The 25292-nt window shown below is 53.1% G+C and carries 21 protein-coding genes and 1 tRNA gene; 9 read left to right on the forward strand and 13 right to left on the reverse strand.

Annotation, left to right across the window (positions count from 1 at the left end):
• Nucleotides 1–113: 113 nt before the first annotated feature.
• Both JSN25_RS05315 and JSN25_RS05320 read right to left on the reverse strand, forming a co-directional pair.
• Nucleotides 114–554: a hypothetical protein gene (locus JSN25_RS05315; RefSeq protein WP_085049109.1), complete on the reverse strand. Its 441-nt coding sequence runs from the start codon at nt 552–554 to the stop codon at nt 114–116.
• A 13-nt stretch (nt 555–567) separates the two neighbouring features.
• On the reverse strand, nt 568–1239 hold the full coding sequence (locus tag JSN25_RS05320; RefSeq protein ID WP_038635407.1) for a hypothetical protein: 672 nt from the start codon (nt 1237–1239) through the stop codon (nt 568–570).
• Between the two features lie 443 nt (nt 1240–1682).
• Here JSN25_RS05320 and JSN25_RS05325 point away from each other — a divergent pair, with 443 nt between their 5' ends.
• Nucleotides 1683–2300 carry a trimeric intracellular cation channel family protein gene (locus JSN25_RS05325; RefSeq protein ID WP_038635410.1) on the forward strand — a complete coding sequence of 206 codons (618 nt, stop codon included), beginning with the start codon at nt 1683–1685 and terminating at the stop codon, nt 2298–2300.
• Here the strand turns inward: JSN25_RS05325 and ligB are convergent.
• The gene (ligB, locus tag JSN25_RS05330) at nt 2297–3976 is read right to left on the reverse strand and encodes an NAD-dependent DNA ligase LigB (RefSeq protein ID WP_204525503.1); all 1680 of its coding nucleotides are present in this window, start codon (nt 3974–3976) and stop codon (nt 2297–2299) included. The two genes, JSN25_RS05325 and ligB, sit on opposite strands and share 4 nt — an antisense overlap.
• Before the next feature lie 261 nt (nt 3977–4237).
• Between ligB and gmk the strand changes: the two genes are divergently transcribed.
• From gmk to recG, 5 genes are read left to right on the forward strand one after another with little or no spacing between them, the layout of a single operon-like run.
• Entirely contained in the window at nt 4238–4861 is a 624-nt protein-coding gene (gene gmk, locus JSN25_RS05335; RefSeq protein WP_038635416.1) for a guanylate kinase, read from the forward strand.
• A 54-nt stretch (nt 4862–4915) separates the two neighbouring features.
• Entirely contained in the window at nt 4916–5191 is a 276-nt protein-coding gene (gene rpoZ / locus JSN25_RS05340; protein WP_000135058.1) for a DNA-directed RNA polymerase subunit omega, read from the forward strand.
• 18 nt (nt 5192–5209) lie between these two features.
• Entirely contained in the window at nt 5210–7321 is a 2112-nt protein-coding gene (spoT, locus tag JSN25_RS05345) for a bifunctional GTP diphosphokinase/guanosine-3',5'-bis pyrophosphate 3'-pyrophosphohydrolase (protein WP_204525504.1), read from the forward strand.
• A 4-nt stretch (nt 7322–7325) separates the two neighbouring features.
• Nucleotides 7326–8015 carry a tRNA (guanosine(18)-2'-O)-methyltransferase TrmH gene (gene trmH, locus JSN25_RS05350; protein ID WP_121529714.1) on the forward strand — a complete coding sequence of 230 codons (690 nt, stop codon included), beginning with the start codon at nt 7326–7328 and terminating at the stop codon, nt 8013–8015.
• A gap of 5 nt (nt 8016–8020) precedes the next feature.
• The gene (recG, locus tag JSN25_RS05355) at nt 8021–10102 is read left to right on the forward strand and encodes an ATP-dependent DNA helicase RecG (RefSeq protein ID WP_087857223.1); all 2082 of its coding nucleotides are present in this window, start codon (nt 8021–8023) and stop codon (nt 10100–10102) included.
• A gap of 39 nt (nt 10103–10141) precedes the next feature.
• Here the strand turns inward: recG and gltS are convergent, their stop codons facing one another.
• Nucleotides 10142–11347 carry a sodium/glutamate symporter gene (gene gltS / locus JSN25_RS05360; RefSeq protein ID WP_006687638.1) on the reverse strand — a complete coding sequence of 402 codons (1206 nt, stop codon included), beginning with the start codon at nt 11345–11347 and terminating at the stop codon, nt 10142–10144.
• 226 nt (nt 11348–11573) lie between these two features.
• On the opposite strand from gltS, the gene xanP reads away from it, so the two are divergent.
• Entirely contained in the window at nt 11574–12965 is a 1392-nt protein-coding gene (gene xanP / locus JSN25_RS05365) for a xanthine/proton symporter XanP (RefSeq protein ID WP_038635433.1), read from the forward strand.
• Between the two features lie 121 nt (nt 12966–13086).
• Nucleotides 13087–14793, forward strand: a complete 1707-nt coding sequence (locus JSN25_RS05370) for an AsmA family protein (RefSeq protein ID WP_204525505.1) — start codon at nt 13087–13089, stop codon at nt 14791–14793.
• A gap of 38 nt (nt 14794–14831) precedes the next feature.
• On the opposite strand, the gene JSN25_RS05375 is transcribed toward JSN25_RS05370, so the two are convergent.
• From JSN25_RS05375 to JSN25_RS05415, 9 genes are all read right to left on the reverse strand, one after another.
• Nucleotides 14832–15509: a D-lyxose/D-mannose family sugar isomerase gene (locus JSN25_RS05375; RefSeq protein WP_087857224.1), complete on the reverse strand. Its 678-nt coding sequence runs from the start codon at nt 15507–15509 to the stop codon at nt 14832–14834.
• 49 nt (nt 15510–15558) lie between these two features.
• Complete coding sequence (locus tag JSN25_RS05380; protein WP_006687642.1) at nt 15559–16419, reverse strand: ketose-bisphosphate aldolase; 861 nt, start codon at nt 16417–16419, stop codon at nt 15559–15561.
• A gap of 80 nt (nt 16420–16499) precedes the next feature.
• Nucleotides 16500–17351, reverse strand: coding sequence for a class II fructose-bisphosphate aldolase (locus JSN25_RS05385; RefSeq protein WP_204525506.1), 852 nt, complete (start codon nt 17349–17351; stop codon nt 16500–16502).
• 11 nt (nt 17352–17362) lie between these two features.
• The gene (locus JSN25_RS05390) at nt 17363–18454 is read right to left on the reverse strand and encodes a PTS fructose transporter subunit IIC (protein ID WP_042311543.1); all 1092 of its coding nucleotides are present in this window, start codon (nt 18452–18454) and stop codon (nt 17363–17365) included.
• Nucleotides 18455–18480: 26 nt separating this feature from the next.
• Entirely contained in the window at nt 18481–18801 is a 321-nt protein-coding gene (locus tag JSN25_RS05395; protein ID WP_069323693.1) for a PTS fructose transporter subunit IIB, read from the reverse strand.
• 19 nt (nt 18802–18820) lie between these two features.
• Nucleotides 18821–19291 carry a PTS sugar transporter subunit IIA gene (locus JSN25_RS05400; protein WP_003024008.1) on the reverse strand — a complete coding sequence of 157 codons (471 nt, stop codon included), beginning with the start codon at nt 19289–19291 and terminating at the stop codon, nt 18821–18823.
• Between the two features lie 26 nt (nt 19292–19317).
• Nucleotides 19318–20871 (reverse strand): BglG family transcription antiterminator, encoded by a 1554-nt coding sequence (locus tag JSN25_RS05405; RefSeq protein ID WP_069323692.1) that lies wholly within the window; start codon nt 20869–20871, stop codon nt 19318–19320.
• 321 nt (nt 20872–21192) lie between these two features.
• Nucleotides 21193–23511 carry an alpha-xylosidase gene (yicI, locus tag JSN25_RS05410; protein WP_204525507.1) on the reverse strand — a complete coding sequence of 773 codons (2319 nt, stop codon included), beginning with the start codon at nt 23509–23511 and terminating at the stop codon, nt 21193–21195.
• A 10-nt stretch (nt 23512–23521) separates the two neighbouring features.
• Nucleotides 23522–24904, reverse strand: coding sequence for a glycoside-pentoside-hexuronide family transporter (locus JSN25_RS05415; RefSeq protein ID WP_038635456.1), 1383 nt, complete (start codon nt 24902–24904; stop codon nt 23522–23524).
• Nucleotides 24905–25194: 290 nt separating this feature from the next.
• On the opposite strand from JSN25_RS05415, the gene JSN25_RS05420 reads away from it, so the two are divergent.
• Nucleotides 25195–25289: transfer RNA gene (locus JSN25_RS05420), tRNA-Sec, on the forward strand.
• Nucleotides 25290–25292 lie beyond the last annotated feature (3 nt).

The raw sequence follows: 25292 nt of genomic DNA on the forward strand, positions 1-25292 counted from the left end.
AATATCGAGTAATTTTGCGTACCATGCCTATGCTATCGTAACGTACTAGATAGCCTGCTCAATGCAGGCTATCCGTACCTCCAGTAAGTACTGGCTTATATAAAATTGAATACTTATTTATCTGGCATATATTTGTCGTTATAAAGACTCTTCAGAATATCAACCCGAACAGCGTTGCTGCTGTTCATCTTCACGACTGTCAGTACTTCATCAGATCCCCTGAGGCGCCAGCATTCTGCCTCTATATCGCATTTTTCCTGTTTTTCATAGCCCACCATTGAGAGATATTCACTAATTTTCCACGTATCCCTGGTATCATGGAACGTCACACTCCATACATCAGCCTTAGGGCCAGAAATGTTCGTATAATTAAAGTCATATACTTGGGATATTCTCGGCATTTTTTTAAAAACCTGGGGAGTGTAATAATCATATTTGGCTTTATCAAACTCTGTATATTGTGCGTTACATGCAAGTCTCATTTTAATATTAGGCCAGAAATAAGAGCTACATATAGCTATTACCATCAGCACTATTATGACTGCCTGTTTCATATGTTTCCCTTTTTTACCAGTTAACGACCGTTCCATCTCTGGAAACTATTTTAACGTTACCAGACCTAAAGTCGCTGTAAGGTATCACTGTTCTCATGAATGAGGGTAAAACACCTTTTACAGGAAGAGCTAAAGCTGATTTCATCGGATCGGGAAATAAAATCGGTTGGAATGAGGTGTTTTTAAAAGAGCCGATTGGACCATAATAATCCCAACGTCTGAGGGCTTCCTCTTTGCTGACGGGTTGCAATAGCGGGAATGGGTTACTATATGAGACTACGCGGTAGAACCCCAGCAAATCGGATACTAAATCCTCACCACTGAAACCGCTGTCGGTGTAAAGATAAAAGGGGAAATTTGACTGTAAACCCTCAAAACGATGAGCAAGCGCCATCATCATGGAAAGCGCTATACTATATCGTTCAAATAAGCTACGCCCTTTTCTAATTCTCCATCTGATGAACTTCCCAATTATAAGCCCTCCTCTTCCCATACTTTGAGTGTATTTTACATCGTAATAATCCTTTCCTGAATGCTCGCCTTGGTGCATATCCGAGAGTAACTTTCTAACATCATCTCCTCGAGCATGTCCCATATCTATCCACCCCAAAACTTCGGTGTAGATTATCCCACTTCTTAAAATTCCAGCCTCTCTGCCATCCTGAATTTCTTCTCTGGCGCTCATATCTACCACTCCGACTGACTAAATGCTGAAGATTTTGCTGTAAATGCCCCTACACACATAGAAGCGATAGCTGAGGGGGCCATTTTTCAGAATAGAGGCCGCTGAATATCAGAGTTTACTCATGATGACTTCCCTAATGGCTTCTGGCGTGTCAACTTGTCCTATGGTCGAGGAGTAATAGCTTGATGAAATATCATACGTAGCCCGCCAGTAAACGGCGGGACTACGTGTTTTTCCCGACGTTTCGCTTCCGCCCCTTCACTTCGAATTACATTTTCTCATCGTTTATTATTACACTCCACACTTTATACAGCATGCCATAAAGCATTTCTGACAAATTCGCATTAGCTGTATTTATTAAAATCGTTTCACCTTAGAAAATCTCAATCGTGACAATGCGCACAAATCGATAACCTTAGCCCCCAGCACAACAGGGGGAATACATGCTGTTACACGTTTTATATTTAATTGGTATTACTGCCGAAGCCATGACCGGCGCGCTTGCGGCAGGACGTCGCCGTATGGATACATTTGGCGTCATTATTATTGCCACTGCGACCGCCATTGGCGGAGGTTCGGTACGCGACATTCTTCTCGGCCACTATCCGCTTGGCTGGGTAAAGCATCCTGAATACGTCATTATTGTGGCGGCCGCTGCGGTACTCACCACCATTATTGCTCCTGTCATGCCCTACCTGCGTAAAATATTCCTTGTACTGGATGCGCTGGGCCTGGTGGTCTTTTCTATTATTGGCGCACAGGTGGCGTTGGATATGGGTCACGGGCCGATTATCGCCGTGGTCGCTGCGGTCACTACCGGCGTCTTCGGTGGCGTGTTACGCGACATGTTCTGCAAACGCATTCCGTTAGTGTTCCAGAAAGAGCTGTATGCTGGCGTTTCTTTTGCCGCTGCCGTGCTTTACATCGTGCTGCAACATTACGTCTCCAGCCACGATGTGGTGGTTATCTCTACCCTACTCTTCGGTTTTACCGCCCGCTTACTGGCGCTACGCCTGAAGTTGGGCCTGCCAGTATTTTATTATCGCCATGAAGGTCATTAAGGCATAAAGCCCGTAATACGCTGAGCAGCCAGCCAGTTGCTCAGCGCTATGACCTCCCTGGCCTCCAGCCACTGAATAATCTGTCGTGCCCGGCGCACCCCCATTAAAGGGAGTTGTCGCCAGCTTTGTTCATCACGGTCCTGCAATTGTTGCCACGAAGCATCCCGACTGGCATTCAGCGTTGCCTGTGTTAACGGTATTCCCATGGCTATAACCCAACGTGTGAACGGAAGATGGCGCGACCGGTTGAACTGATGCCACATCTTCTCCCCTTTGCTTACGCCTAATGTGGACTGGAGCTGCTCCTGAGTTAATCCGAGCCAGGAAAAGATATGTTCAAAGTGATACGTCTGATGAAGGTTACGCCATCCTGCTTCACCAATACCTTCTAATTCCAGCACTTCTTTCGCGCCCAGCCAAACCAGTCTGGCAATAAATTGCTCATAACACGCCGGCGTGGCATAAAAGCAGGTCATTGAATTGAAATGTCCCACAGGCGGCGTTGGCTTAGTGCGTTGAGTGCTACGCCAGACCACTTCGTCGATACGCGGGATCCCCTGTCCGGCCAGGCTTATCAGGATCCGATCTCCAGGCGCGATATCCCATTCATTCCAGCGGCGTACAGAGCCAATATTGACGCGTTGCACGCGTTTATCATCCAGCATGACGGGTGCCAGCAGCGCGACTACGGCAATTTTCCCACTTTTACCGACTGAAAACTGAATATCTGTGACCTCGGATACCTGAGCCACGGGCGGATATTTCCATGCCGCCAGCCACTCTCCCTGCCCGGGTAACCAGTATCGCGCCTGCGGTTCTTTCCCCGAACGCACCACGACGCCATCCGTCACAAAAGGGAGTGCTGAAGTCCACCAACGGGTACGGGCATGCTCGACATCGTTCGCATTTTTCACGGGCTGGGTATAGCGTTGTGTGAAACTGAACCCAGCGGCAGTGAGTTGTTCCAGCCTTTCCGACATGACCGCCGGACCATCAGGCCAGGCCCAGATGAAAATAGCCAACGAACGTAACAATTCCGGGGTGCTCTGGCGCATCATCATTCCAGCGACCTTTGAGCGGGCATTCATTCCCCCACTCTGTTGCTGGATATGCCCTTCCTGCTGTAAAAATATCTCGCCCTGCAACGTACTGTTTGCCAGCAGACCTTTGGTCGTGTGTGGTACGGAAGGGATCTGAAGAATCTTTTGCGTCCAGTCTTCACCTTTCAGGCCATTACCTCGGCTAATCGCTCTTACCAGATTGCCATTGCGATAGACCAGCGTGACCGCCACGCCGTCGACCTTTGGTTGTACCCAGAGATCGCTGCGAACACGCATCCATTGCTGTAACGCTTGCTTATCAGCCAGCTTGCGGACCCCCGTGTGAGGTACTGGATGCGAGACTGTGCCACTTATTGGGGGCGCAGACAGATCAGGTGGAGCTTCATCGCCAAAACAGCGCTGCCATTGGATGAGTTGCGCATTGAGCTGGTCATAAACGCTATCATCAACGGCGCTGACACCCTGTTTCCAGTAACTATCATTCCACTGTGTTATCTGCTGCTGTAATCGTGAAATTTCCTCGCTTGCCCGGGCTGGGGGCCAGGCAGGGCATACCGCCCAAACCGGTAAATTCCAGACCAGTAAAACTATGCCAAGGCATTTCCATAGCCTCATGCTGCCTCCGCTAACCAATGTGTTTCCCGGCAGGTATAGCGCGGAGTGCAAGCGAAACAGAGCGACAAAAATTCATCGTGCGAGCAGCCTTCCTGACATTTTCACGTGTTGCTGCAAATTGCCGATAAAACAGGAAACGGGTACGCAAAACGCAATAAACATGCGCAAAAAGTGTGACAAAGGCTACGTCACATAGCGGCTACGTGTATAATAAGCCCGTATGTAGGCTCTCTTTCGACAATCACATACATTAAGATACTCATGGCTCAAGGCACGCTTTATATTGTTTCTGCCCCCAGTGGCGCGGGTAAATCCAGCCTGATTCAGGCTTTATTAAAGACCCAACCGTTGTATGACACCCAGGTTTCTGTTTCGCACACCACGCGCGCGCCGCGCCCGGGGGAAGTGCATGGTGAACACTATTTCTTTGTGAACCATGACGAATTCAGAGCCATGATTGGCAGAGACGCGTTTCTGGAACACGCTGAGGTTTTCGGTAATTACTACGGCACTTCGCGTGAGGCCATTGAGCAAGTATTAGCATCCGGCGTAGACGTCTTTTTAGATATCGACTGGCAAGGTGCGCAGCAAATTCGTGAAAAAATGCCGCATGCGCGCAGTATTTTTATTTTGCCGCCCTCTAAGATTGAGCTGGACCGCCGTCTTCGTGGTCGAGGTCAGGATAGCGAAGACGTGATCGCAAAACGTATGGCGCAAGCTGTTGCAGAAATGAGCCATTACGCCGAATATGATTATCTTATTGTGAACGATGATTTCGATACCGCCCTGGGCGATTTGAAAACCATCATTCGCGCCGAACGTCTGCGCATGAGCCGCCAAAAGCAGCGTCATGACGCTTTAATCAGCAAACTGTTGGCAGACTGAACCCACATTCAGTATCATGCCCAGTCATTTCTTCACCTGTGGAGCATTTTAAGTATGGCACGCGTAACTGTTCAGGACGCTGTAGAGAAAATTGGTAACCGTTTTGACCTGGTACTGGTCGCCGCGCGTCGCGCTCGTCAGATGCAGGTAGGCGGAAAGGATCCGCTCGTACCGGAAGAAAACGATAAAACTACCGTTATCGCGCTGCGCGAAATCGAAGAAGGTCTGATCAACAACCAGATCCTCGACGTACGTGAGCGCCAGGAACAGCAAGAGCAGGAAGCCGCTGAATTACAAGCCGTTACCGCTATTGCTGAAGGTCGTCGTTAATCACAAAGCGGGTCGCCCTTGTATCTGTTTGAAAGCCTGAATCAGCTGATTCAAAACTACCTGCCGGAAGACCAGATTAAGCGTCTTCGGCAGGCGTATCTCGTTGCACGTGACGCTCACGAGGGCCAGACACGTTCAAGCGGTGAACCTTATATCACGCACCCCGTAGCGGTAGCCTGCATTCTGGCCGAGATGAAACTCGACTACGAAACGCTGATGGCTGCGCTGCTGCATGACGTGATTGAAGATACTCCAGCCACCTACCAGGACATGGAACAGCTTTTTGGTAAAAGCGTTGCAGAGCTGGTAGAAGGGGTATCTAAGCTTGATAAGCTTAAGTTTCGCGATAAGAAAGAGGCGCAAGCTGAAAACTTTCGCAAGATGATTATGGCGATGGTGCAGGATATCCGCGTCATTCTCATCAAACTTGCCGACCGTACCCACAATATGCGCACGCTGGGCTCATTACGCCCCGATAAGCGCCGCCGCATCGCCCGTGAAACCCTCGAAATCTACAGTCCGCTGGCACATCGTTTAGGTATTCATCACATTAAAACCGAGCTGGAAGAGCTGGGTTTTGAAGCGCTGTACCCGAACCGCTATCGCGTGATTAAAGAAGTGGTAAAAGCCGCCCGCGGCAACCGCAAAGAGATGATTCAAAAAATCCTCTCGGAGATCGAAGGGCGTTTGCAGGAAGCTGGCATTCCGTGTCGCGTAAGCGGTCGCGAGAAACACCTGTACTCGATCTACTGCAAAATGGTGCTCAAAGAGCAGCGTTTTCATTCGATCATGGACATTTACGCTTTCCGCGTCATCGTTCATGACTCCGATACCTGCTATCGCGTACTCGGCCAGATGCACAGCCTGTACAAACCGCGTCCAGGTCGCGTGAAAGACTATATCGCCATTCCCAAAGCGAACGGATATCAGTCTTTGCATACCTCAATGATCGGCCCGCACGGCGTGCCTGTTGAAGTACAAATTCGTACCGAAGACATGGACCAGATGGCGGAGATGGGGGTCGCGGCACACTGGGCGTACAAAGAGCATGGCGAAACCAGCACCACGGCACAAATCCGCGCACAACGCTGGATGCAAAGCCTGCTGGAATTGCAGCAAAGCGCCGGTAGCTCGTTTGAATTTATTGAAAGCGTTAAATCTGATCTCTTCCCGGATGAGATTTATGTTTTCACACCGGAAGGGCGCATTGTCGAGCTGCCTGCCGGTGCGACGCCTGTCGACTTCGCCTACGCGGTACATACCGATATCGGTCATGCCTGCGTTGGCGCACGTGTCGACAGACAGCCTTATCCGCTTTCCCAACCGCTGTTTAGCGGTCAGACCGTTGAAATCATTACCGCGCCGGGCGCCCGGCCGAATGCGGCATGGCTCAACTTCGTCGTCAGCTCGAAAGCACGAGCAAAAATTCGCCAACTGCTGAAAAACCTTAAGCGCGATGATTCCGTCAGTCTGGGGCGTCGACTGCTTAACCATGCCCTGGGTGGTAGCCGTAAACTGGCTGAAATCCCGCAGGAAAGTATCCAGAGTGAGCTTGAGCGTATGAAGCTCGCTACGCTTGACGATCTGTTAGCGGAAATCGGTCTGGGCAACGCCATGAGCGTGGTGGTAGCGAAAAACCTTCAGCAGGGCGAAGCATCGGCGAACGTTCCTGCGCAATCTGGTCATGGTCATCTGCCGATCAAAGGCGCAGACGGCGTACTGATCACCTTTGCCAAATGCTGTCGTCCAATTCCTGGCGATCCGATCATTGCCCACGTCAGTCCGGGTAAAGGTCTGGTGATTCACCATGAGTCCTGCCGTAACATTCGTGGCTACCAGAAAGAGCCAGAGAAATTTATGGCGGTGGAATGGGATAAAGAGACAGAGCAGGAGTTCATCACCGAAATTAAGGTGGACATGTTTAACCACCAGGGTGCTCTGGCGAACCTGACGGCGGCAATCAACACGACGACCTCCAATATTCAAAGTCTGAATACTGAAGAGAAAGACGGTCGTGTTTATAGCGCCTTTATTCGCCTGACCGCTCGCGATCGCGTGCATCTGGCGAATATTATGCGCAAAATCCGCGTCATGCCGGACGTGATTAAAGTCACCCGCAACCGAAACTAGAGATATGAACTCAAAACGCTATGAGCGCATTTGCGAAATGCTTGCCAGGCGTCAGCCCGATCTGACCGTCTGCATGGAGCAGGTCCATAAACCTCATAACGTTTCTGCGATCATTCGTACCGCAGACGCAGTCGGCGTACACGAAGTCCACGCCGTCTGGCCGGGTAGTCGTATGCGTACCATGGCCTCTTCTGCCGCGGGCAGTAACAGTTGGGTGCAGGTTAAAACCCACCCGACCATTAGCAATGCGGTCACGCAGTTAAAAAGCCAGGGCATGCAGGTTCTGGCGACCCACCTCTCTGATAAAGCCGTCGATTTCCGCGAGATTGATTACACGCGACCGACCTGCATCCTGATGGGCCAGGAAAAAACCGGCATTACTCAGGAAGCACTCGATCTGGCGGACCAGGACATCATCATTCCGATGATTGGCATGGTGCAGTCACTGAACGTTTCAGTTGCCTCTGCGCTGATTCTGTACGAAGCACAGCGCCAGCGACAAAATGCTGGCATGTACCGACGAGAAAACAGCATGTTGCCGGAAGATGAACAGCAACGCTTGCTGTTTGAAGGCGGTTATCCGGTGCTGGCGAATGTCGCTAAGCGCAAGGGACTTCCCTACCCTCACGTAAACACGCAGGGCGAAATTGAAGCCGATGCAACGTGGTGGGCCACTATGCAGTCTGCGAAATAATCGCGATGAAAGGCCGTTTACTGGATGCCATCCCGCTCAACTCTCTGACGGGCGTTGGCGCAGCACAAAGCAGTAAACTGGCGAAAATTGGCTTGCACACCGTGCAGGACCTCCTGCTCCACCTCCCTCTGCGCTACGAAGACCGTACTCATCTGTACCCCATTGGCGAACTGCTGCCGGGCGTCTATGCCACCGTTGAAGGCGAAGTGCTGAACTGCAATATCACTTTTGGTGGCCGCCGGATGATGACCTGCCAGATAAGCGATGGCTCCGGCATTCTCACTATGCGCTTCTTCAACTTCAGCGCAGCAATGAAAAACAGCCTCGCCACCGGGCGTCGGGTACTGGCCTATGGCGAGGCGAAACGTGGCAAGTACGGCGCAGAAATGATCCACCCGGAATACCGCGTACAGGGCGATCTCAGCACGCCGGAACTGCAGGAAACGCTCACGCCGGTGTATCCGACCACGGAAGGCGTTAAGCAGGCAACGCTGCGCAAGTTGACCGATCAGGCGCTGGATCTGCTCGATACCTGCGCCATTGCCGAGTTGCTCCCTCCGGAGTTACTACAAGGCATGATGAGCCTGCCGGAAGCGTTGCGCACATTACACCGTCCGCCGCCGACGTTACAGCTTAGCGACCTTGAAACCGGACAACACCCGGCTCAGCGACGCCTGATTCTGGAAGAACTCCTGGCGCACAATCTCAGCATGCTGGCGCTTCGCGCCGGGGCGCAACGTTTTCACGCCCAACCGCTGAGCCCTGACAATCGGCTGAAAGATCAACTGCTGGCGGCGCTCCCCTTTAAACCAACCGGCGCACAGGCCCGGGTCACTGCCGAAATTGAACGCGATATGGCGCTGGATGTCCCAATGATGCGCCTGGTGCAGGGCGATGTCGGTTCCGGTAAAACGCTGGTTGCAGCACTTGCCGCCCTGCGTGCGATTGCGCATGGTAAGCAGGTGGCGCTGATGGCCCCCACTGAATTACTGGCTGAACAGCACGCAAATAATTTCCGCAACTGGTTCGAACCTTTGGGCGTTGAAGTGGGTTGGCTGGCGGGTAAGCAAAAAGGTAAAGCACGCCAGGCACAGCAGGAAGCCATCACCAGCGGTCAGGTGCAGATGATTGTCGGCACACACGCAATTTTCCAGGAACAAGTTCAGTTCAACGGGCTGGCGCTGGTGATTATCGACGAACAGCACCGTTTTGGCGTGCATCAGCGTCTGGCGCTGTGGGAGAAAGGCCAGCAGCAGGGTTTCCACCCACACCAGCTCATTATGACCGCCACCCCGATCCCGCGTACGCTGGCCATGACCGCCTATGCCGATCTCGACACGTCCGTCATTGACGAACTGCCGCCGGGGCGTACGCCGGTCACCACAGTGGCGATTCCCGATACCCGCCGTAGCGACATCATTGACCGTGTGCGCAACGCCTGCACCCACGAAGGGCGTCAGGCGTACTGGGTTTGTACACTAATCGAAGAGTCTGATTTATTAGAAGCGCAGGCGGCAGAAGCCACGTGGGAAGAACTTAAGCTTGCCTTACCAGAGCTGAATATTGGCTTGGTGCATGGGCGCATGAAGCCCGCCGAGAAGCAGTCGGTGATGGCCGCCTTTAAGCAGGGTGAATTACATCTGCTGGTCGCCACCACGGTGATTGAAGTGGGTGTGGACGTGCCGAACGCCAGCCTGATGATCATTGAAAACCCGGAGCGATTAGGCCTGGCACAGTTACACCAGTTGCGTGGCCGCGTAGGCCGCGGCGCCGTGGCTTCCCACTGCGTCCTGCTCTACAAATCTCCGCTGTCAAAAACGGCGCAGAAACGCCTGCAGGTTCTGCGGGACAGCAATGACGGGTTCGTGATTGCACAAAAAGATTTAGAGATCCGCGGACCCGGCGAGCTGTTAGGTACGCGCCAGACCGGAACGGCAGAATTCAAAGTAGCGGATTTATTGCGCGATCAGGCCATGATTCCGGAAGTTCAGCGTATAGCCCGCCATATTCACGAACGTTATCCGCAACAGGCTGCCGCGCTGATAGAGCGCTGGATGCCGGAAACCGAACGTTACTCCAACGCATAATCGATTTATCGCGGCGGATGTTACTCCGCCGCACAGCCGTTATTGCGCAAAAATCGGCAGCAGCAGATACAGCTTAATCACTAACGCGTTGACGATATCGATAAAGAACGCCCCCACCATCGGCACCACCAGGAACGCCATATGGGATGGCCCGAAACGTTCGGTAATTGCCTGCATGTTAGCAATCGCCGTTGGCGTCGCGCCGAGCCCAAAACCGCAGTGGCCGGCTGCCAGTACAGCGGCATCGTAGTTTTTGCCCATCATGCGCCAGGTAACAAATACCGCGTACAACGCCATAAAAATCGTCTGCACAACCAGTATCGCCAGCATCGGCAGCGCCAGAGATGCCAGCTCCCACAGTTTCAGGCTCATCAGCGCCATCGCCAGGAACAGCGACAGGCTCACGTTGCCCAGCACTGAAACCGCCCGTTCGAACACCCGATAAAAGCCCATGAGCGCCAGGCCATTACTGAGGATCACACCAACAAACAGCACGCAGACGAAGGTCGGCAGTTCGAGCACCGTTCCGACCAGCATTTGCGCAACGATTTTACCTACCGTCAGACAGATAGCGATCAGCGCGATAGTTTCAATCAGCACCAGCGAGGTGATTATGCGTCCAACGTCCGGCTTTTCAAACGCGGTCGGTACAGCCTGATCGTCCGGCATACCGTCAGGCGTGGTGGAGTGTTTAACCAGATAGCGCGCCACCGGGCCGCCAATCAGCCCCCCCAACACCAGACCAAAGGTTGCGCAAGCCATTGCAACTTCAGTCGCATTGGTAAAACCGTAGCGCTCAATAAACAACTTGCTCCACGCAGCCCCGGTTCCATGTCCGCCAGAGAGCGTGATCGAACCGGCAATCAGGCCCATCAACGGATCCAGGCCCAGCAGGCTCGCCATACCGATACCGATGGCGTTCTGCATCAACAGCAGTCCCACAACGACAATCAGAAAAATACCCACCACGCGGCCACCGGCGCGTAGGCTGGCGATATTTGCGTTCAGGCCGATGGTAGCGAAGAACGCCAGCATCAGCGGATCGCGCAGGGTCATATCGAAATTTACTTCCCATCCCATGCTTTTTTTCAGCACCAGCAACGCAATCGCCACCAGCAATCCACCGGCTACAGGTTCGGGAATGGTGTATTTTTTCAGGAAAGAGACAGACTGGACGAGCTTACGTCCCAGCAGCAATACAAGGGTTGCCGCAACCAGAGTAGATAACGTATCGAGATAAAACATTTACAGCTCCATTAGTGCGTTTAGCACAATCACGCACGATGCATTCCAGACCGATTTTTTAGCTCTTATTGAGTTTTCGGGGTGGATTTTAAGCAGAAAATGATGAAAAGTTATATAAAAAAGTTTGTTTATCCGTTTTAAATATTAAGAATAACTGCTGGCAAACGTTTGCTTTTCCGCCCTGGTCAGATAAAATCACCGCTTTTCCACCATGGGATTGCCTCTGATGTCCGTTAACGCCGTAGAGTCAACAAATGCGCAACCGGTTGCGCAGACTCACAACAGTGAACTGATTTACCGTCTTGAAGATCGCCCCCCGTTAGCCCAGACCCTGTTTGCCGCCTGTCAGCACCTGCTGGCCATGTTCGTCGCGGTGATCACCCCGGCGCTGTTAATTTGCCAGGCGCTCGGTTTGCCAGCTCAGGATACTCAACACATTATCAGTATGTCGCTGTTCGCTTCCGGCGTAGCTTCTATCATTCAGATCAAAGCCTGGGGGCCGGTTGGTTCCGGGCTGTTATCTATTCAGGGCACCAGCTTTAATTTTGTTGCGCCGCTGATTATGGGTGGCACGGCGCTAAAAACCGGTGGCGCAGATGTCCCAACCATGATGGCGGCCCTGTTTGGTACGCTGATGTTAGCGAGCTGCACTGAAATGGTTATCTCGCGTGTACTGCATCTGGCGCGGCGTATTATTACCCCGTTGGTCTCAGGCGTGGTGGTGATGATTATCGGCCTGTCGCTGATTCAGGTGGGTCTGACGTCGATTGGCGGTGGTTATGCCGCAATGAGCGATAACACCTTTGGCGCACCGAAGAATTTACTGCTGGCTGGCGTTGTGCTGGCGCTGATCATCCTGCTTAACCGCCAACGCAACCCGTACCTGCGCGTTGCGTCCCTGGTGATTGCGATGGCGGCAGGCTACCTGCTGGCATGGTTTATGGACATGCTGCCGCAAAATACCGCACCGGTAAGCCAGGACCTGATCATGGTGCCAACGCCGCTGTATTATGGCCTCGGTATCGACTGGAGCTTACTGCTGCCGCTGATGCTGGTCTTTATGATTACGTCGCTGGAAACCATCGGTGATATTACGGCGACCTCCGATGTTTCCGAACAGCCGGTTTCTGGTCCGCTGTATATGAAACGCCTGAAAGGCGGCGTGCTGGCGAACGGTCTGAACTCGTTTGTTTCCGCCGTGTTCAATACCTTCCCGAACTCTTGTTTTGGTCAGAACAATGGGGTCATTCAGTTAACGGGCGTAGCCAGTCGTTACGTCGGTTTTGTGGTGGCGCTGATGCTGATCGCGCTGGGCCTGTTCCCGGCAGTTAGCGGTTTTGTACAGCATATTCCTGAACCGGTACTGGGCGGCGCAACCCTGGTAATGTTCGGTACTATCGCCGCATCTGGCGTGCGTATTGTCTCTCGCGAGCCGCTGAACCGCCGCGCTATTTTGATTATTGCGCTGTCGCTGGCCGTTGGCCTGGGCGTCTCCCAGCAGCCGCTGATTCTGCAATTTGCCCCGGATTGGGTGAAAAATCTGCTCTCCTCAGGCATTGCCGCAGGCGGTATCACCGCTATCGTTCTGAATCTGGTGTTCCCACCAGAGAAGCAATAAGCAAAATGCGGCGTTGGCTCTGAATCAACGCCGCTGTAACGCTCTTTCACCATTCCTGCCTTGAGCATTGCCTCTAAATCGTGCATAACTTGACTATGTGCACTTCGCGGGATGGAAGACCATGAAATTTATTGGAAAGCTGCTTCTTTACGCGCTGATCGCCTGTGCAGTGGCGATTCTCGGCCTTTATTTTCTACTGCAAACCCGTTGGGGCGCAGAGCACGTCAGCGCCTGGGTCTCAGAGAACAGCAGCTATCATCTGGCATTTGATGCTATCGATCACCGGTTTTCTTCCCCTTCCCATATTCTGCTGGAAAACGTCACCTTTGGTCGCGATGGCCAGCCCGCAACGCTGGTCGCTAAAACGGTCGATATTGGGCTGAGCAGTCGCCAAATCACCGACCCGCGGCACGTAGACACCATCCTCTTGCAAAACGGCACGCTGAATCTTTCCCAGCAAACCGCACCGCTACCGTTCCAGGCCGATCGCCTGCAGTTACAGGATATGGCGCTCAACAGCCCCGGCAGCGAGTGGAACCTGAGCGCCCAGCGCGTGAACGGCGGCGTGATTCCCTGGAGCCCTGAGGCAGGTAAAATTCTCGGCAGCAAAGCACAAATTCAGCTCAGCGCCAGCTCATTGACGCTGAACGATGTCCCAACCACCAACGTATTGATTGAAGGCAGCATTGACCATGGTCGGGTGACGCTAAGTAATATTGGCGCAGACGTCGCGCGTGGCGCATTAACCGGCGTGGCGCAGCGCAATACCGACGGTAGCTGGGTGGTAGAGAATCTACGCCTGAACGATATCCGGCTGCAAAGTGACAAATCGCTGGCCGACTTTTTTGCGCCGCTAACCACTATTCCATCCTTGCAAATTGGTCGTCTGGAAGTGACGGATGCCCGTCTGCAAGGTCCTGACTGGGCGGTCACGGACCTTGATCTGAGCTTGCGCAACATGACGTTTAGCAAAGATGACTGGCAAACACAGGAAGGAAAACTGTCGATGAACGCCAGCGAGTTTATCTACGGTTCACTGCATTTCTTCGATCCGATTCTGAACGCCGAGTTCTCGCCGCAGGGCATTGCGCTGCGCCAGTTCACGACCCGCTGGGAAGGGGGAATGCTCAGAACATCCGGAAACTGGATGCGTAACAACAAAGCGCTGGTTCTCGACGATGCCGCGATTGCCGGCCTGGAATATACGCTACCGGAAAACTGGAAACAGCTATGGATGAAGCCTCTGCCAGCCTGGCTAAACAGCCTGACGCTGAAGAAATTCAGCGCCAGCCGTAATCTGGTGATCGACATTGACCCGGCCTTCCCGTGGCAACTCACCGCACTGGACGGTTACGGCGCTAACCTCGGGCTGGTACAGAACAACCAGTGGGGGATCTGGAGCGGTAACGCCACGCTCAACGCCGCTGCTGCCACCTTTAATCGCACCGACGTGCGCCGTCCTTCGCTGGCGCTAACGGCGAACGGCAGTACCATCAATATCAGTGAACTAAGCGCCTATACAGAAAAAGGGCTGCTGGAGACCACCGCCAGCATTTCGCAACTGCCTCAGCGTCAGGCACAGGTCAGCCTGAACGGGCGCGGCGTGCCAATGACCATCCTGCAACAGTGGGGCTGGCCAGCACTGCCGCTTTCCGGCGACGGTAACATTCAACTCACCGCCAGCGGCAACATTCAGGCCGATACTCCGCTCAAGCCCACAGTCAACGGTCAGTTACATGCGGTGAATGCAGAGAAACAGCAGGTCACGCAGACCATGCAGGCGGGTGTGGTATCAGGTAGTAACGTTGCCTCACCCGTTACGCAGTGATTATTGCCCGGTGGCGCTTCGCTTACCGGGCCTACCGCTCATAAACGCTTATATTCACTGCATAACAACCACTTCACCGGCTCGTCTTCTTCTATCGTCGGGAAACGACCGCCCGGTTCAAGGAAGTGATTGTCATGCTGGTCGTCATTGACCATCGAGATTTCCCAGCCCAGAACAAAGGCTTTCTCAGCCCAGAAACGGTGATACAGTCGCGGCGGCAGACACACTCCCTGCCCCGGTTTTAGCACCAACGTATCACCAGATTTAACGGTACGCCGCTGACCATCGACGCTAACATCAACAATGCGCTGGGGATCATAGCCGTCATCGGGCGTGGACCAGGCCAGCTGCATACACAAATCGCCGCCGCCACGGTTAACGATATCTTCCATCTTATGGCGATGAAAATGCCACGGTGTTTGTTGATCCTGCTGAATTTGCAGCATCTTTTCGGCATACGGTTTGGGGTAATCGGCTGACCCCATCAGACCATTGCGCAACGTCAGTAACGTCAGTCCCGTTTGCGCAAAATCCCCGCGCCCAAAGTCAGTAACGTCCCAGCCCAGCTGGAGATCGCGCACTTCACGCCACAAAGAGTGGTCCTGTTGTCGCCAGGCGTCGACCGTTAAATACGCAAAATCAGGCAGACAGACCCGAAAGGTCTCGGCGATGGCATGCGCTTTATCGATGACATAATTAATATGTGAACGCTTCATTGCACTTTTCCTTGTTGCGAAAGAGGCGGGCCACCCCGCCTGCATGCCGTTAGTAAAGTGACGCTTTGCCGGTTGAGCCAAACAGTTTCATTTTGTGGCGAATCACGTCCCGCGCGGCGCTGATGGCTTCCGGGTAGATGACGTTCGGGTCCCACCAGGTCTCTTTTGCCAGGATTTCGCGAACTTTCTGGAAGTAGGCGTATTTCATATCGCTGGAAATGTTGATTTTGCCCACGCCGAGCGTAACGGATTCAGCAATTTCCGCATCCGGATTCGCGGAACCTCCGTGCAGCACCAGCGGAATGTCCACCCGCCCGGCGATATCGCGCAGAATGTTCATTTGCAGCTCTGGCTGCATCCCTTTCGGGTAGATCCCGTGCGCGGTACCAATCGCCACTGCCAGCGTATCGGCCCCGGTACGGGCGATAAAATCCTGCGCCTGGGCGGGATCGGTGTAAGTAACCTTCGACACACCGCCTTCCACAGACGTTCCGGTCTGACCAATCGTACCCAGCTCGCCTTCAACCGAAACGCCTACCGCATGCGCCAGCTTGACCACTTCACGGGTCAACGCCACGTTCTCTTCATACGGCAGCAGCGAGCCATCAATCATCACCGAGGTAAATCCACACTGAATTGCCCGCAGGACATGCTCTACCGAAGCGCCGTGATCCAGATGCAAAGTAAAGGGGACCGGGCTACGCAGGGTGATATCTCGCACATAGCTAAAGAACGCATCGCCGAGGAAATCATGTTCGCTGGGGTGAATGGAGATAATCGCTGGGGTGTTGGTCGCTTCCGCTTCTTCCACCACCGCACGCACAAAGCAGCTATCCGCTACGTTGAATGCGCCGATGGCAAAACCGTGCTGACGGGTCGGTTGCAATAATTCTTTCATCGAAACTAACATGTTAATTCTCCAGTTTCAGGGTGTAGAAAGCCCTGCCAGTGCGTCATCGCAGAGGCATAAAAGGCGTTACAGAAAATGAATCAGGCCTGGTCGATAGCGCCGCTGGCCTGTAGATACGGAATAATGGCTTCCTCGCAGGCCTGCTCCATCAGGGCCAGGGCATCAACAAGTTCGCAGGATGTGTCGCGACACAAGGTGTGCAATAGCGCGGCCTTTCCGGCTTCGAAGACCGCCGCGCCAACATTAATCTTGGCGACGCCAAACGTCGGGCAACGCTGTAGCTGGTCAAACGGCGTCCCGCTACCGCCATGCAGCGCCAGCGACACCGTTGATAAACGGGCAATTTCCTCCAGCCGCTGAAAATCAATGGCTGGCGTTACGCCCGGCACGTACATACCGTGCGCCGTACCGACCGACACCGCCAGTAAATCAATCCCGGTCTGTTGGATAAATGGCTCCACGTCAGCGGCCTGAGTCATCAAATCAGCGTTAGCGGCATGGTCATAGCGCGGGGCGTCGGCCAGGTGGCCCAGCTCGCCTTCCACGCACAGAGAAACGCTGGCTGCGAGCTCGACCACCGCCCGGGTCTGGCGAATGTTTTCTTCCAGCGCAAAGGCGGAGGCGTCGATCATTAACCCGCTGAATCCGGCGCGAAAAGCCTGGCGAATGCGTACAGGATCCTTTCCATGATCTAACGCCAGCGCGATCGGTACCGAAGCTTCCTCTGCCAGCGCTTTGACCACCGCCGCCGCTATCGGTGCCGGAAAATGGTCCAGATGCCCCTGATACAGATTCAGAATAATGGGCGCACGGTGTTTCTCTGCCACCCGCACCGCCGCACGGGCGCTTTCCAGGTTCATACAGTTGATAGCCAGCAGCGCATACTGCCCGCGCCAGGCTTTCGTCACCATGCTTTTCATATCGGCAAACATACGACCTCCGGTTATTCCAGGGTGAAGGTGATCTCTTCGTCTTTCAGCTTTTGATCGCTGAGCTCATCAAACTCTTCGTCACGCTCGGTCACCGGTTTCTTCCACAGCGATAGCATGACGCCGCAAATCACCGTCCCGATCCCCAGCGCCAGGCAAAACAGCAGAGGATGCGTAAAGAGTGGAACCACAAACATGCCGCCGTGCGGTACCGGGCTTTCGACGCCCCATACCATAATCAGGCCTCCCGCTATCGCCGAGGCCACCACGCAGGAGCCCACCACGCGCAGCAGATCACGCGCCGCAATCGGAATAACCCCTTCGGTTATCATGCAGATCCCCATCGGGAATGCCGCTTTCAGCGCCTCACGTTCCGCACGGGTGTACTTGTGGCGCGTGAGCAGGAAGGAGAGCGTAATGCCGAACGGAGGGATTATCGAACCGACAAACTTCACCGCTTCGGGGCCATACACGCCGCTGACCAGCATGCCGTCAGCGAACAGCGACATGGTTTTATTCACCGGACCGCCGAAGTCGAATGTCGCCATTGCGCCGAGAATGGCGCCCATCAGGAAGCGTGACCCGCCTTGCATGGACTCCAGCAGATGAATTAGCGCGTCCTGCAGCCAGGCTATCGGCTTGCCAATCAGCGTCATCATCAGCAACCCGCCGATGACGGTGCTCAATACGGGCAGCACCATGATGGGCATCAGACCCTGCATCGACTGCGGTAAACGGATATAGCGTTTGAGCAGCAGGACGGTATAGCCAACCAGAAAGCCGCCCAGCATCCCGCCAATAAAACCGGTATGAATTTCGCCGCAGACAAAGCCGACAATCAGACCCGGCGCAAATCCGGGGCGATCGGCAATGGAGTACGCAATCGCCGCGCTAATCAGCGGCACGATTAACCCCATCCCCCAGCCGCCAATCTGATTGAGCATCCAGGGGATAGTTCCTGTTTTTTCACCCACGTTAGTACCGCCAAGTATTTGTCCGAGGGCAATACAGATCCCGGCGGCTACAATTAACGGGATCATCCACGAGATCCCCGTTAATAAATGTTTTTTTATTTCCTGAGATAGCGGAATTTTATTTTCACTCATGTGAAATCCCTCCAGAATGAGGATCGCTACTGGTTATTATTAGCTAATGACTTTTCGACCTTTTCAAGAAACTGAATGGGCGATTTTATGACAATTTCGGTTTTTACTCGCACAATACGTTTGTTTGAGAAGCGTTCCTCCCCTTTTATTTTGACATCGACGGCAAGAATCACGACATCCGCGGCAGAAATATCATCTGCCAGCAGTTCGTTTTCCGTACCGATGGTGCCCTGGGTTTCAACTTTTATATTATGCCCAAGCGCTTTAGCACCTTTAATTAATTTTTCACGAGCAATATAGGTGTGCGCAATACCCGCCGTACAGGCGGCAACACAAACAATATTCATAACATGCTCCACATTTTATTTAGCAGACGTTGGATTCAGCATATTGGCTAAACAGCTCAATAATTTTCTGTGGACTACTTTCAACTAAGAGTTGTTCAATAATGTCGTCATCCGCTAGCGCGCCGGCAACCTGCGAGAGCAGACGAATATGGGTAGTGTTTTGATCTTCAAGACGTACGGCAAACAGAATGATGCAGCGCACATTGCTGCCGTCCAGGGTTTCCCAGGGAATATCCTGACGGGTACGACCAATCGCCAGGGTGGTATTAACCACCGCCGAGGATTTCCCGTGGGGGATCGCAATATGATTTTCGAAGCCGGTCGAGCCTTCGGATTCACGCTGCCAGACATCCTGAATAAACGTTTCCCGGCAGCTAATTGCCCCATCCTTTTGCAGAATATCAGTAAGTTCCTCAATAGCCTCCGTTTTGTTCGTAGCCTTCATATCCAAAATAACGCGATTTGTATTGAGAATTTTCGTGATGTCCATCAATCATACCTCATGGAGTTCAGACATTAATTTTCAACGACCAGCGACGTCGCCCGATGTAATTTTTCCGTAATAACCGTTTCCGTTACCCGCTTAATATCCGCATCATTGAAAAAGGCGGTGACATAGACGACCGGCATGGCAATGGCGGGTAAATTAATGGTCGATACCACCAGCTCAATATCGTCCGTCAGTACGGAGGGCAAACTGCCAGCTGACACCACGCCGACAATTGTCCAGTCCGGAAAGGCGCGCAGAATGCGGCTCTTGAGTAAATGCGAAGTGCCAATCCCGGTTGAGCAGACTAACAACACCCGCTTACGCGCTATCTGGCGCTCCATTGCGGCCTGAAAATGGACGGTTAAGTATCCCACCTCATCTTCCGAAACGGCCCGCTCGCCCCAACCGCAAAATACCCGATTCACCGCACACTGGGTCAAACGCCAGACGTCCTGCAACTCGCCTTTGATATCCTCCAGTAGCGGATTACGAATGCGGATCTGGTAGTTCAGGCGGTTAATCAGCGGCTTAATATGGATCAGCAACCCGTCATACAGCGCAGTATCCTGGCTGAGATCGCTGTCGACCATCTCGGCGAAGATGGCAATCAGTCGATGGGTAATCAAGCGCGCTTCGTCGCTGGAGTGCATATGACCAATCACGCTCACATCATTATGTTCCTCAATCACCACGCCGGACGAGATAATGTATTGATAGATAAACCAGACCTCGTCTTCCGGCAGCGGGTGAGCGATGCGTTTTTCGATATGCTGAATCATACGACTGGCAATAGAAAAAATATTCTCGTCGCATGAGGTGATGTTTTCATCTTTTCTCGGCAGCGCATTTCCGCGTGTGATGCGGTACATCATGATCAAAATATGGGTGAAGATATTGACGTAATAAGGCTCCCCCAATGACCAACACAGGTCGTTCTCCATTTCCTGCAGCAGCGTCTGGACAAATAAAACGTCTTCCTCGCCGAAGTAATGCACCAACGCTTTATAGCTGCCGGGATCAAGACGCGAATACACCATGCTGCCGGGTTCATTATGGTTAATCACACCGTTAATCAGCGATGCCATCGCCTGGCGCACGCTGCTCTCACTACCTTCAATGTGCGTACCGCTTTGACTGCGGATAAGCGATAACCCCAATGGCGTTATCCAGGATTCAATCACTTTCAGATCGTTAACAATCGATGCGCTACTAATAAAATAACGCTCAGATAATTTACTGATCGACGTTTCATGCGGCGTTTCGCTTAATAATTGCGATGCTATCTTAACGCGCCGCGAATTACTCATCATACCGTCAGTATCATCACCCTCGTTCCCTAATAACTGGTCCAGATACAAAAGGTCTGTAATATTATCGGCACTTAATATTACGCCTGCGCCAGTACGTTTATCGATGGCTATTTTCCATTCCGCTAACCATGGTTCCAGTAACCGCAGATCGCGCTGCACGGTTTTCTCTGAAACCGATAAATATTCGGCAATTTTCAGCAGCGTGACATACTCCTTCCGGGACAGGAGGAATTTTAATAATCTGTTTTGTCGCGAGGTAATCATTTGCATTATTTACCCTTATCACACACCAGATTAAATATCTAAAGAAGCGTTTATGCTCCACGTGTAATCCGTGATGATAAATATAAGAGGACTACGATGCGCCAACAATACTAAATCGTGTCCTGTATTACGGACAGAAATAAGACAAAACGGGGAAATAGTGAGATATTTACGGCGCAGATCACATTTTTTACGGGAATTAGAGTGATAGCGCTCGCAAATATGGGTAGGTAAAATTTTAAGTCAGAATATTTTTGATTTTCAGATCTGGAACGCTGCTCGCAGCGTGGGCCGGATAAAACACATCCGGCACCACGTAGACTGAATTTACAGGGTAATCGTCAGAGTATCACCTTCAGGCGTTACCACTACGCCCTGCTCACTGCCGGCATATGAACCGCCCTTCACGCCGCTAATTTGCGGGATATTACGCAGGCACAACGTCCAGTTACGCGCTTCACCGCGACCTTGTACGGTGATGGTTTTACCCGTACGTATCGCCTTCAGCGTGAAGATAACCGACCCGTCAGCAGCCGGGACCTCACAGACCGCTTCCCTATCCTCTTGCAAATGGAACAACTGGAATGCGGTCCCTTCATGCCAGGCATAGTCCGGCTTCTGGTTATTACTGCCCAGCGCCAGCAGGGTGTTGTCGCGCACGTACACCGGCAGACTGAGGAAGTCATGCTGCTGTTTGTACCAGCGGCAGCCCTGGACTTCGTCGTTGTGCCACAGATGCGTCCAGCGGCCTTCCGGCAGATAAAACTGCACGTTACCGGCTTCGGAGAAGACTGGCGCCACCATTACCGAATCACCCAGCATATACTGGCGATCGAGATAGTCGCATGCAGGATCGTCCGGGAACTCCAGCATCATGGCGCGCAGCATCGGCGTGCCATGTTCGTTCGCCAGCGCGGCCTGACGATACAAATACGGCATCAGGCGGCACTTCATTTCGGTGAAATAACGCACCACATCGCAGGACTCTTCATCGTACGCCCATGGCACGCGGTAGGATTTGCTGCCGTGCAGGCGGCTATGGCTGGAGAGCAGCCCGAATGCACACCAGCGCTTGTAGACGTCCGCCGGGGCGGTGTTTTCGAAGCCGCCAATGTCGTGGCTCCAGAAGCCAAAGCCGGAGAGACCAATGGATAAGCCGCCGCGCAAGCTTTCGGCCATGGATTCATAGTTGGCGTAGCAGTCCCCGCCCCAGTGCACCGGAAACTGCTGCGCGCCCACGGAGGCGGAACGAGCGAACAGCACCGCCTCTTCTTCTCCGACGGTCTCTTTCAGCACGTTCCACACCAGTTCGTTGTAGATGTAGGCATAATGGTTGTGCATTTTCTGCGGGTCTGAGCCATCAAACCACTGCACATCCGTTGGAATGCGTTCGCCGAAATCAGTTTTGAAGCAGTCCACGCCCATCTCCACCAGACCTTTCAGCTTGTTGGCATACCATTCGCAGGCTTGCGGGTTGGTGAAGTCGTAAATTGCCAGCCCCGGCTGCCATTTATCCCACTGCCACAGGGAACCGTCCGGGCGTTTGAGCAGATAACCTTTCTCTTTCAGCTCCTTGAAAACGGGTGATTTCTGACCGATGTACGGATTGATCCATACGCAGACTTTCAGCCCTTTCGCTTTCAGGCGCTCAATCATGCCTTTCGGGTCAGGGAAGGTCACCGGGTCCCACTCGAAGTCACACCACTGGAAAGCCTTCATCCAGAAGCAGTCGAAGTGGAAAACGTGCAGCGGTAGATTGCGCTCGGACATGCCGTCGATAAAGCTGTTCACCGTCGCTTCGTCATAGTTGGTGGTAAACGAGGTGGTCAGCCACAGGCCGAACGACCAGGCGGGCGGTAGTGCTGGACGACCGGTAAAGCGGGTATAGCGATCCAGCACCGCTTTCGGCGTCGGGCCGTCGATGACGAAATATTCCAGATACTCGCTTTCGACGCTGAACTGCACTTTCGATACTTTCTCAGAGCCAATTTCAAACGATACGCACTGCGGATGGTTCACCAGCACGCCGTAGCCACGGTTGGTGATATAGAACGGGATGTTCTTGTAAGACTGCTCGGTACTGGTGCCGCCATCGCGGTTCCAGGTCTCTACCGTCTGCCCATTACGCACCAACGCGGTAAAGCGCTCGCCCAGCCCGTACACCGTTTCACCGACCCCCAGATCCAGGCGCTCGAACATGTAATTGCGTCCGCTGTTGGCGTCCTGTACATAGCCGTTGTTTTTCAACTGGCTGCCGGTAATGCGTTCACCGTTACGCAGGAAATCCAGCGACCAGAACTCGCCTTTGGTGACGCGAACGCTCAAATTACCGCTCTTCAGCTCAGCGAACTTAGCGGTGTTCTGCATCTCAACGTTTACGTCCTGCTGCACGTTCAGCGGGTAATGCGGACCGGTATCCAACGCGCCCTGGAAGTGTTCCATCCGGACACCCACCACGCCTTCCTGCGGCGAAAAAAGGCGCAGCGTGAACAACGGGGTATCGAGTTGCCAGGTCCGTTCACGTACGTCACGCGGCGCAACGTAGACCAGCATCTCATTACCTTGCTGTTCAACCTCGAACACCTGGACAGGGTTAATCACATTCAGGCCGGGCTGAATCAGCCAGTTTCCGTCGCTAATTTTCATAATCGGTTCCTTAGTTCTGTAATTCTTTCGTCGTAAAATCTTGCTGATTACGGTGCGCACCCTGCGCCAGCTGACGCATAATTTCAGTCAGATACGGGGTTTTCAGGGTGTAGAAGCGTTTGGCAATCACGGCACTCAGCAGGTAGCAAATAGCCGGAATAAGGGTGAACAATGCAATGATGATGGTGATGGTGGCGCTGTTTTGCGTTTTCGCCGCGGCATCGTAGCCACCGCCTGCCAGCATCCAGCCGATCAGCGCCCCGCCAAGCGCCAGACCCAGCTTGAGCACGAACAACGTTCCCGCAAAACTGATGCCCGTCAGACGTTTGCCGTTACACCACTCGCCATAATCAACGGTGTCGGACATCATTACCCACTGGATTGGCGTTACGAGCTGATGCAGGACGCCAATCACGAAGATAAAGACGAACATGGTGATGTTGGCGTGCATCGGCACGAAGAACATCGCCACGCTGATGACGGCCAACAGGGCATTCGTCCACCAGAAAACGCTGACTTTGCATTTCCAGTCAGTCAGCGGTTTTGCCAGCGCAGAGCCAATCAGATTGCCGACGCAATAGGTGGTAAGGAAAGCGACAAATACTTCCGGTGTGCCCAAAATCCAGGTGACGTAATACATCATCGCACCGCCGCGAATGCAGACCGCCATAATGTTGAGGATGGTGAGCAAGCCGACAATGCGCCACTGGTCGTTCTGCCAGATATCACGCAGGTCTTCACGCATTGAATTGTTGGTTGGCGGCGCTTCAACACGTTCTTTGGTGGTGAAAAAGCAGAATGCGAGCATCAGGAACGCCACAACCGAGAGCACAGCAATTCCACCCTGGAAGCCCAGTGCCTTGTTTTCACCGCCAATCAGCTTTACCAGCGGCATCATCAGGACGGTGGAGAGCATGCCGCCCGCCGTTGCCAGCACAAAGCGCCACGATTGCAGGGAGATGCGCTGCGTCGGGTCATTGGTGATCACGCCGCCCAGCGCGCAGTAAGGGATATTGACCACGGTATAAAGCAGGGTTAGCAGCGTGTAGGTGATGACGGCATAAATCATTTTGCCGTGCAGGCTGAAGTCCGGCGTGCTGTAGGCAAGCACACAAACCAGACCAAACGGCAGCGCGCCAAACAGCACCCACGGACGAAATTTCCCCCAGCGTGAACGGGTACGGTCAGCAAGCAGCCCCATGCAGGGGTCTGAGATGGCATCCAACGCGCGGGCCAGTAAGAACATGGTGCCGACAAATCCGGCTGGGATACCAAAGATATCGGTATAAAAGAACATCATATATAACATGACATTATCGAAGATGATGTGGCTGGCGGCATCGCCCATGCCGTAGCCAATCTTCTCCTTAACAGACAGAATCTCACTTTTCATTACGCATCCTTGTTTGCACTTTCACACACACTGGTACCGGTTACAGTTCTTGTAAACCATCCCTGTGAGCGCGGGTATTGCGATATCTCGTTATCAAATTACGATTCTTGTTTTCTGTGATCAGGGTAGCGTCTAAAAATGTGTCCAAGTGTAAGTAATGGATTTTGCGAGGATTTATTTGAAACGGGTCATGGTATGGAGAAACGGAAGTTAAAAAAGTGAGTGAGGGGGTGTGGAAACCCCAGGAAGTAGCTATAATGCGCCCCGCCTCCATGTAGCAATCGAGGCGCGGAAGATCGTCATCTCCGGTGAGGTGGCTGGACTTCAAATCCAGTTGGGGACGCCAGCGTTCCCGGGCAGGTTCGACTCCTGTGATCTTCCGCCAATT

The organism is Citrobacter cronae (assembly GCF_016893685.1).
GTDB classification, from domain to species: Bacteria; Pseudomonadota; Gammaproteobacteria; order Enterobacterales; family Enterobacteriaceae; genus Citrobacter; species Citrobacter werkmanii.

Bases quoted from the DNA above. Each gene is read 5' to 3' on its own strand.
- JSN25_RS05320 (WP_038635407.1), bottom strand. From the start codon at position 1,239: ATGAGCGCCAGAGAAGAAATTCAGGATGGCAGAGAGGCTGGAATTTTA.
- JSN25_RS05315 (WP_085049109.1), bottom strand. From the start codon at position 554: ATGAAACAGGCAGTCATAATAGTGCTGATGGTAATAGCTATATGTAGC.
- JSN25_RS05325 (WP_038635410.1), top strand. From the start codon at position 1,683: ATGCTGTTACACGTTTTATATTTAATTGGTATTACTGCCGAAGCCATG.
- gltS (WP_006687638.1), bottom strand. From the start codon at position 11,347: ATGTTTTATCTCGATACGTTATCTACTCTGGTTGCGGCAACCCTTGTA.
- recG (WP_087857223.1), top strand. From the start codon at position 8,021: ATGAAAGGCCGTTTACTGGATGCCATCCCGCTCAACTCTCTGACGGGC.
- JSN25_RS05380 (WP_006687642.1), bottom strand. From the start codon at position 16,419: ATGTTAGTTTCGATGAAAGAATTATTGCAACCGACCCGTCAGCACGGT.
- trmH (WP_121529714.1), top strand. From the start codon at position 7,326: ATGAACTCAAAACGCTATGAGCGCATTTGCGAAATGCTTGCCAGGCGT.
- ligB (WP_204525503.1), bottom strand. From the start codon at position 3,976: ATGAGGCTATGGAAATGCCTTGGCATAGTTTTACTGGTCTGGAATTTA.
- yicI (WP_204525507.1), bottom strand. From the start codon at position 23,511: ATGAAAATTAGCGACGGAAACTGGCTGATTCAGCCCGGCCTGAATGTG.
- JSN25_RS05395 (WP_069323693.1), bottom strand. From the start codon at position 18,801: ATGAATATTGTTTGTGTTGCCGCCTGTACGGCGGGTATTGCGCACACC.
- rpoZ (WP_000135058.1), top strand. From the start codon at position 4,916: ATGGCACGCGTAACTGTTCAGGACGCTGTAGAGAAAATTGGTAACCGT.
- JSN25_RS05385 (WP_204525506.1), bottom strand. From the start codon at position 17,351: ATGTTTGCCGATATGAAAAGCATGGTGACGAAAGCCTGGCGCGGGCAG.
- JSN25_RS05370 (WP_204525505.1), top strand. From the start codon at position 13,087: ATGAAATTTATTGGAAAGCTGCTTCTTTACGCGCTGATCGCCTGTGCA.
- gmk (WP_038635416.1), top strand. From the start codon at position 4,238: ATGGCTCAAGGCACGCTTTATATTGTTTCTGCCCCCAGTGGCGCGGGT.
- xanP (WP_038635433.1), top strand. From the start codon at position 11,574: ATGTCCGTTAACGCCGTAGAGTCAACAAATGCGCAACCGGTTGCGCAG.
- JSN25_RS05390 (WP_042311543.1), bottom strand. From the start codon at position 18,454: ATGAGTGAAAATAAAATTCCGCTATCTCAGGAAATAAAAAAACATTTA.
- JSN25_RS05405 (WP_069323692.1), bottom strand. From the start codon at position 20,871: ATGCAAATGATTACCTCGCGACAAAACAGATTATTAAAATTCCTCCTG.
- JSN25_RS05415 (WP_038635456.1), bottom strand. From the start codon at position 24,904: ATGAAAAGTGAGATTCTGTCTGTTAAGGAGAAGATTGGCTACGGCATG.
- JSN25_RS05400 (WP_003024008.1), bottom strand. From the start codon at position 19,291: ATGGACATCACGAAAATTCTCAATACAAATCGCGTTATTTTGGATATG.
- JSN25_RS05375 (WP_087857224.1), bottom strand. From the start codon at position 15,509: ATGAAGCGTTCACATATTAATTATGTCATCGATAAAGCGCATGCCATC.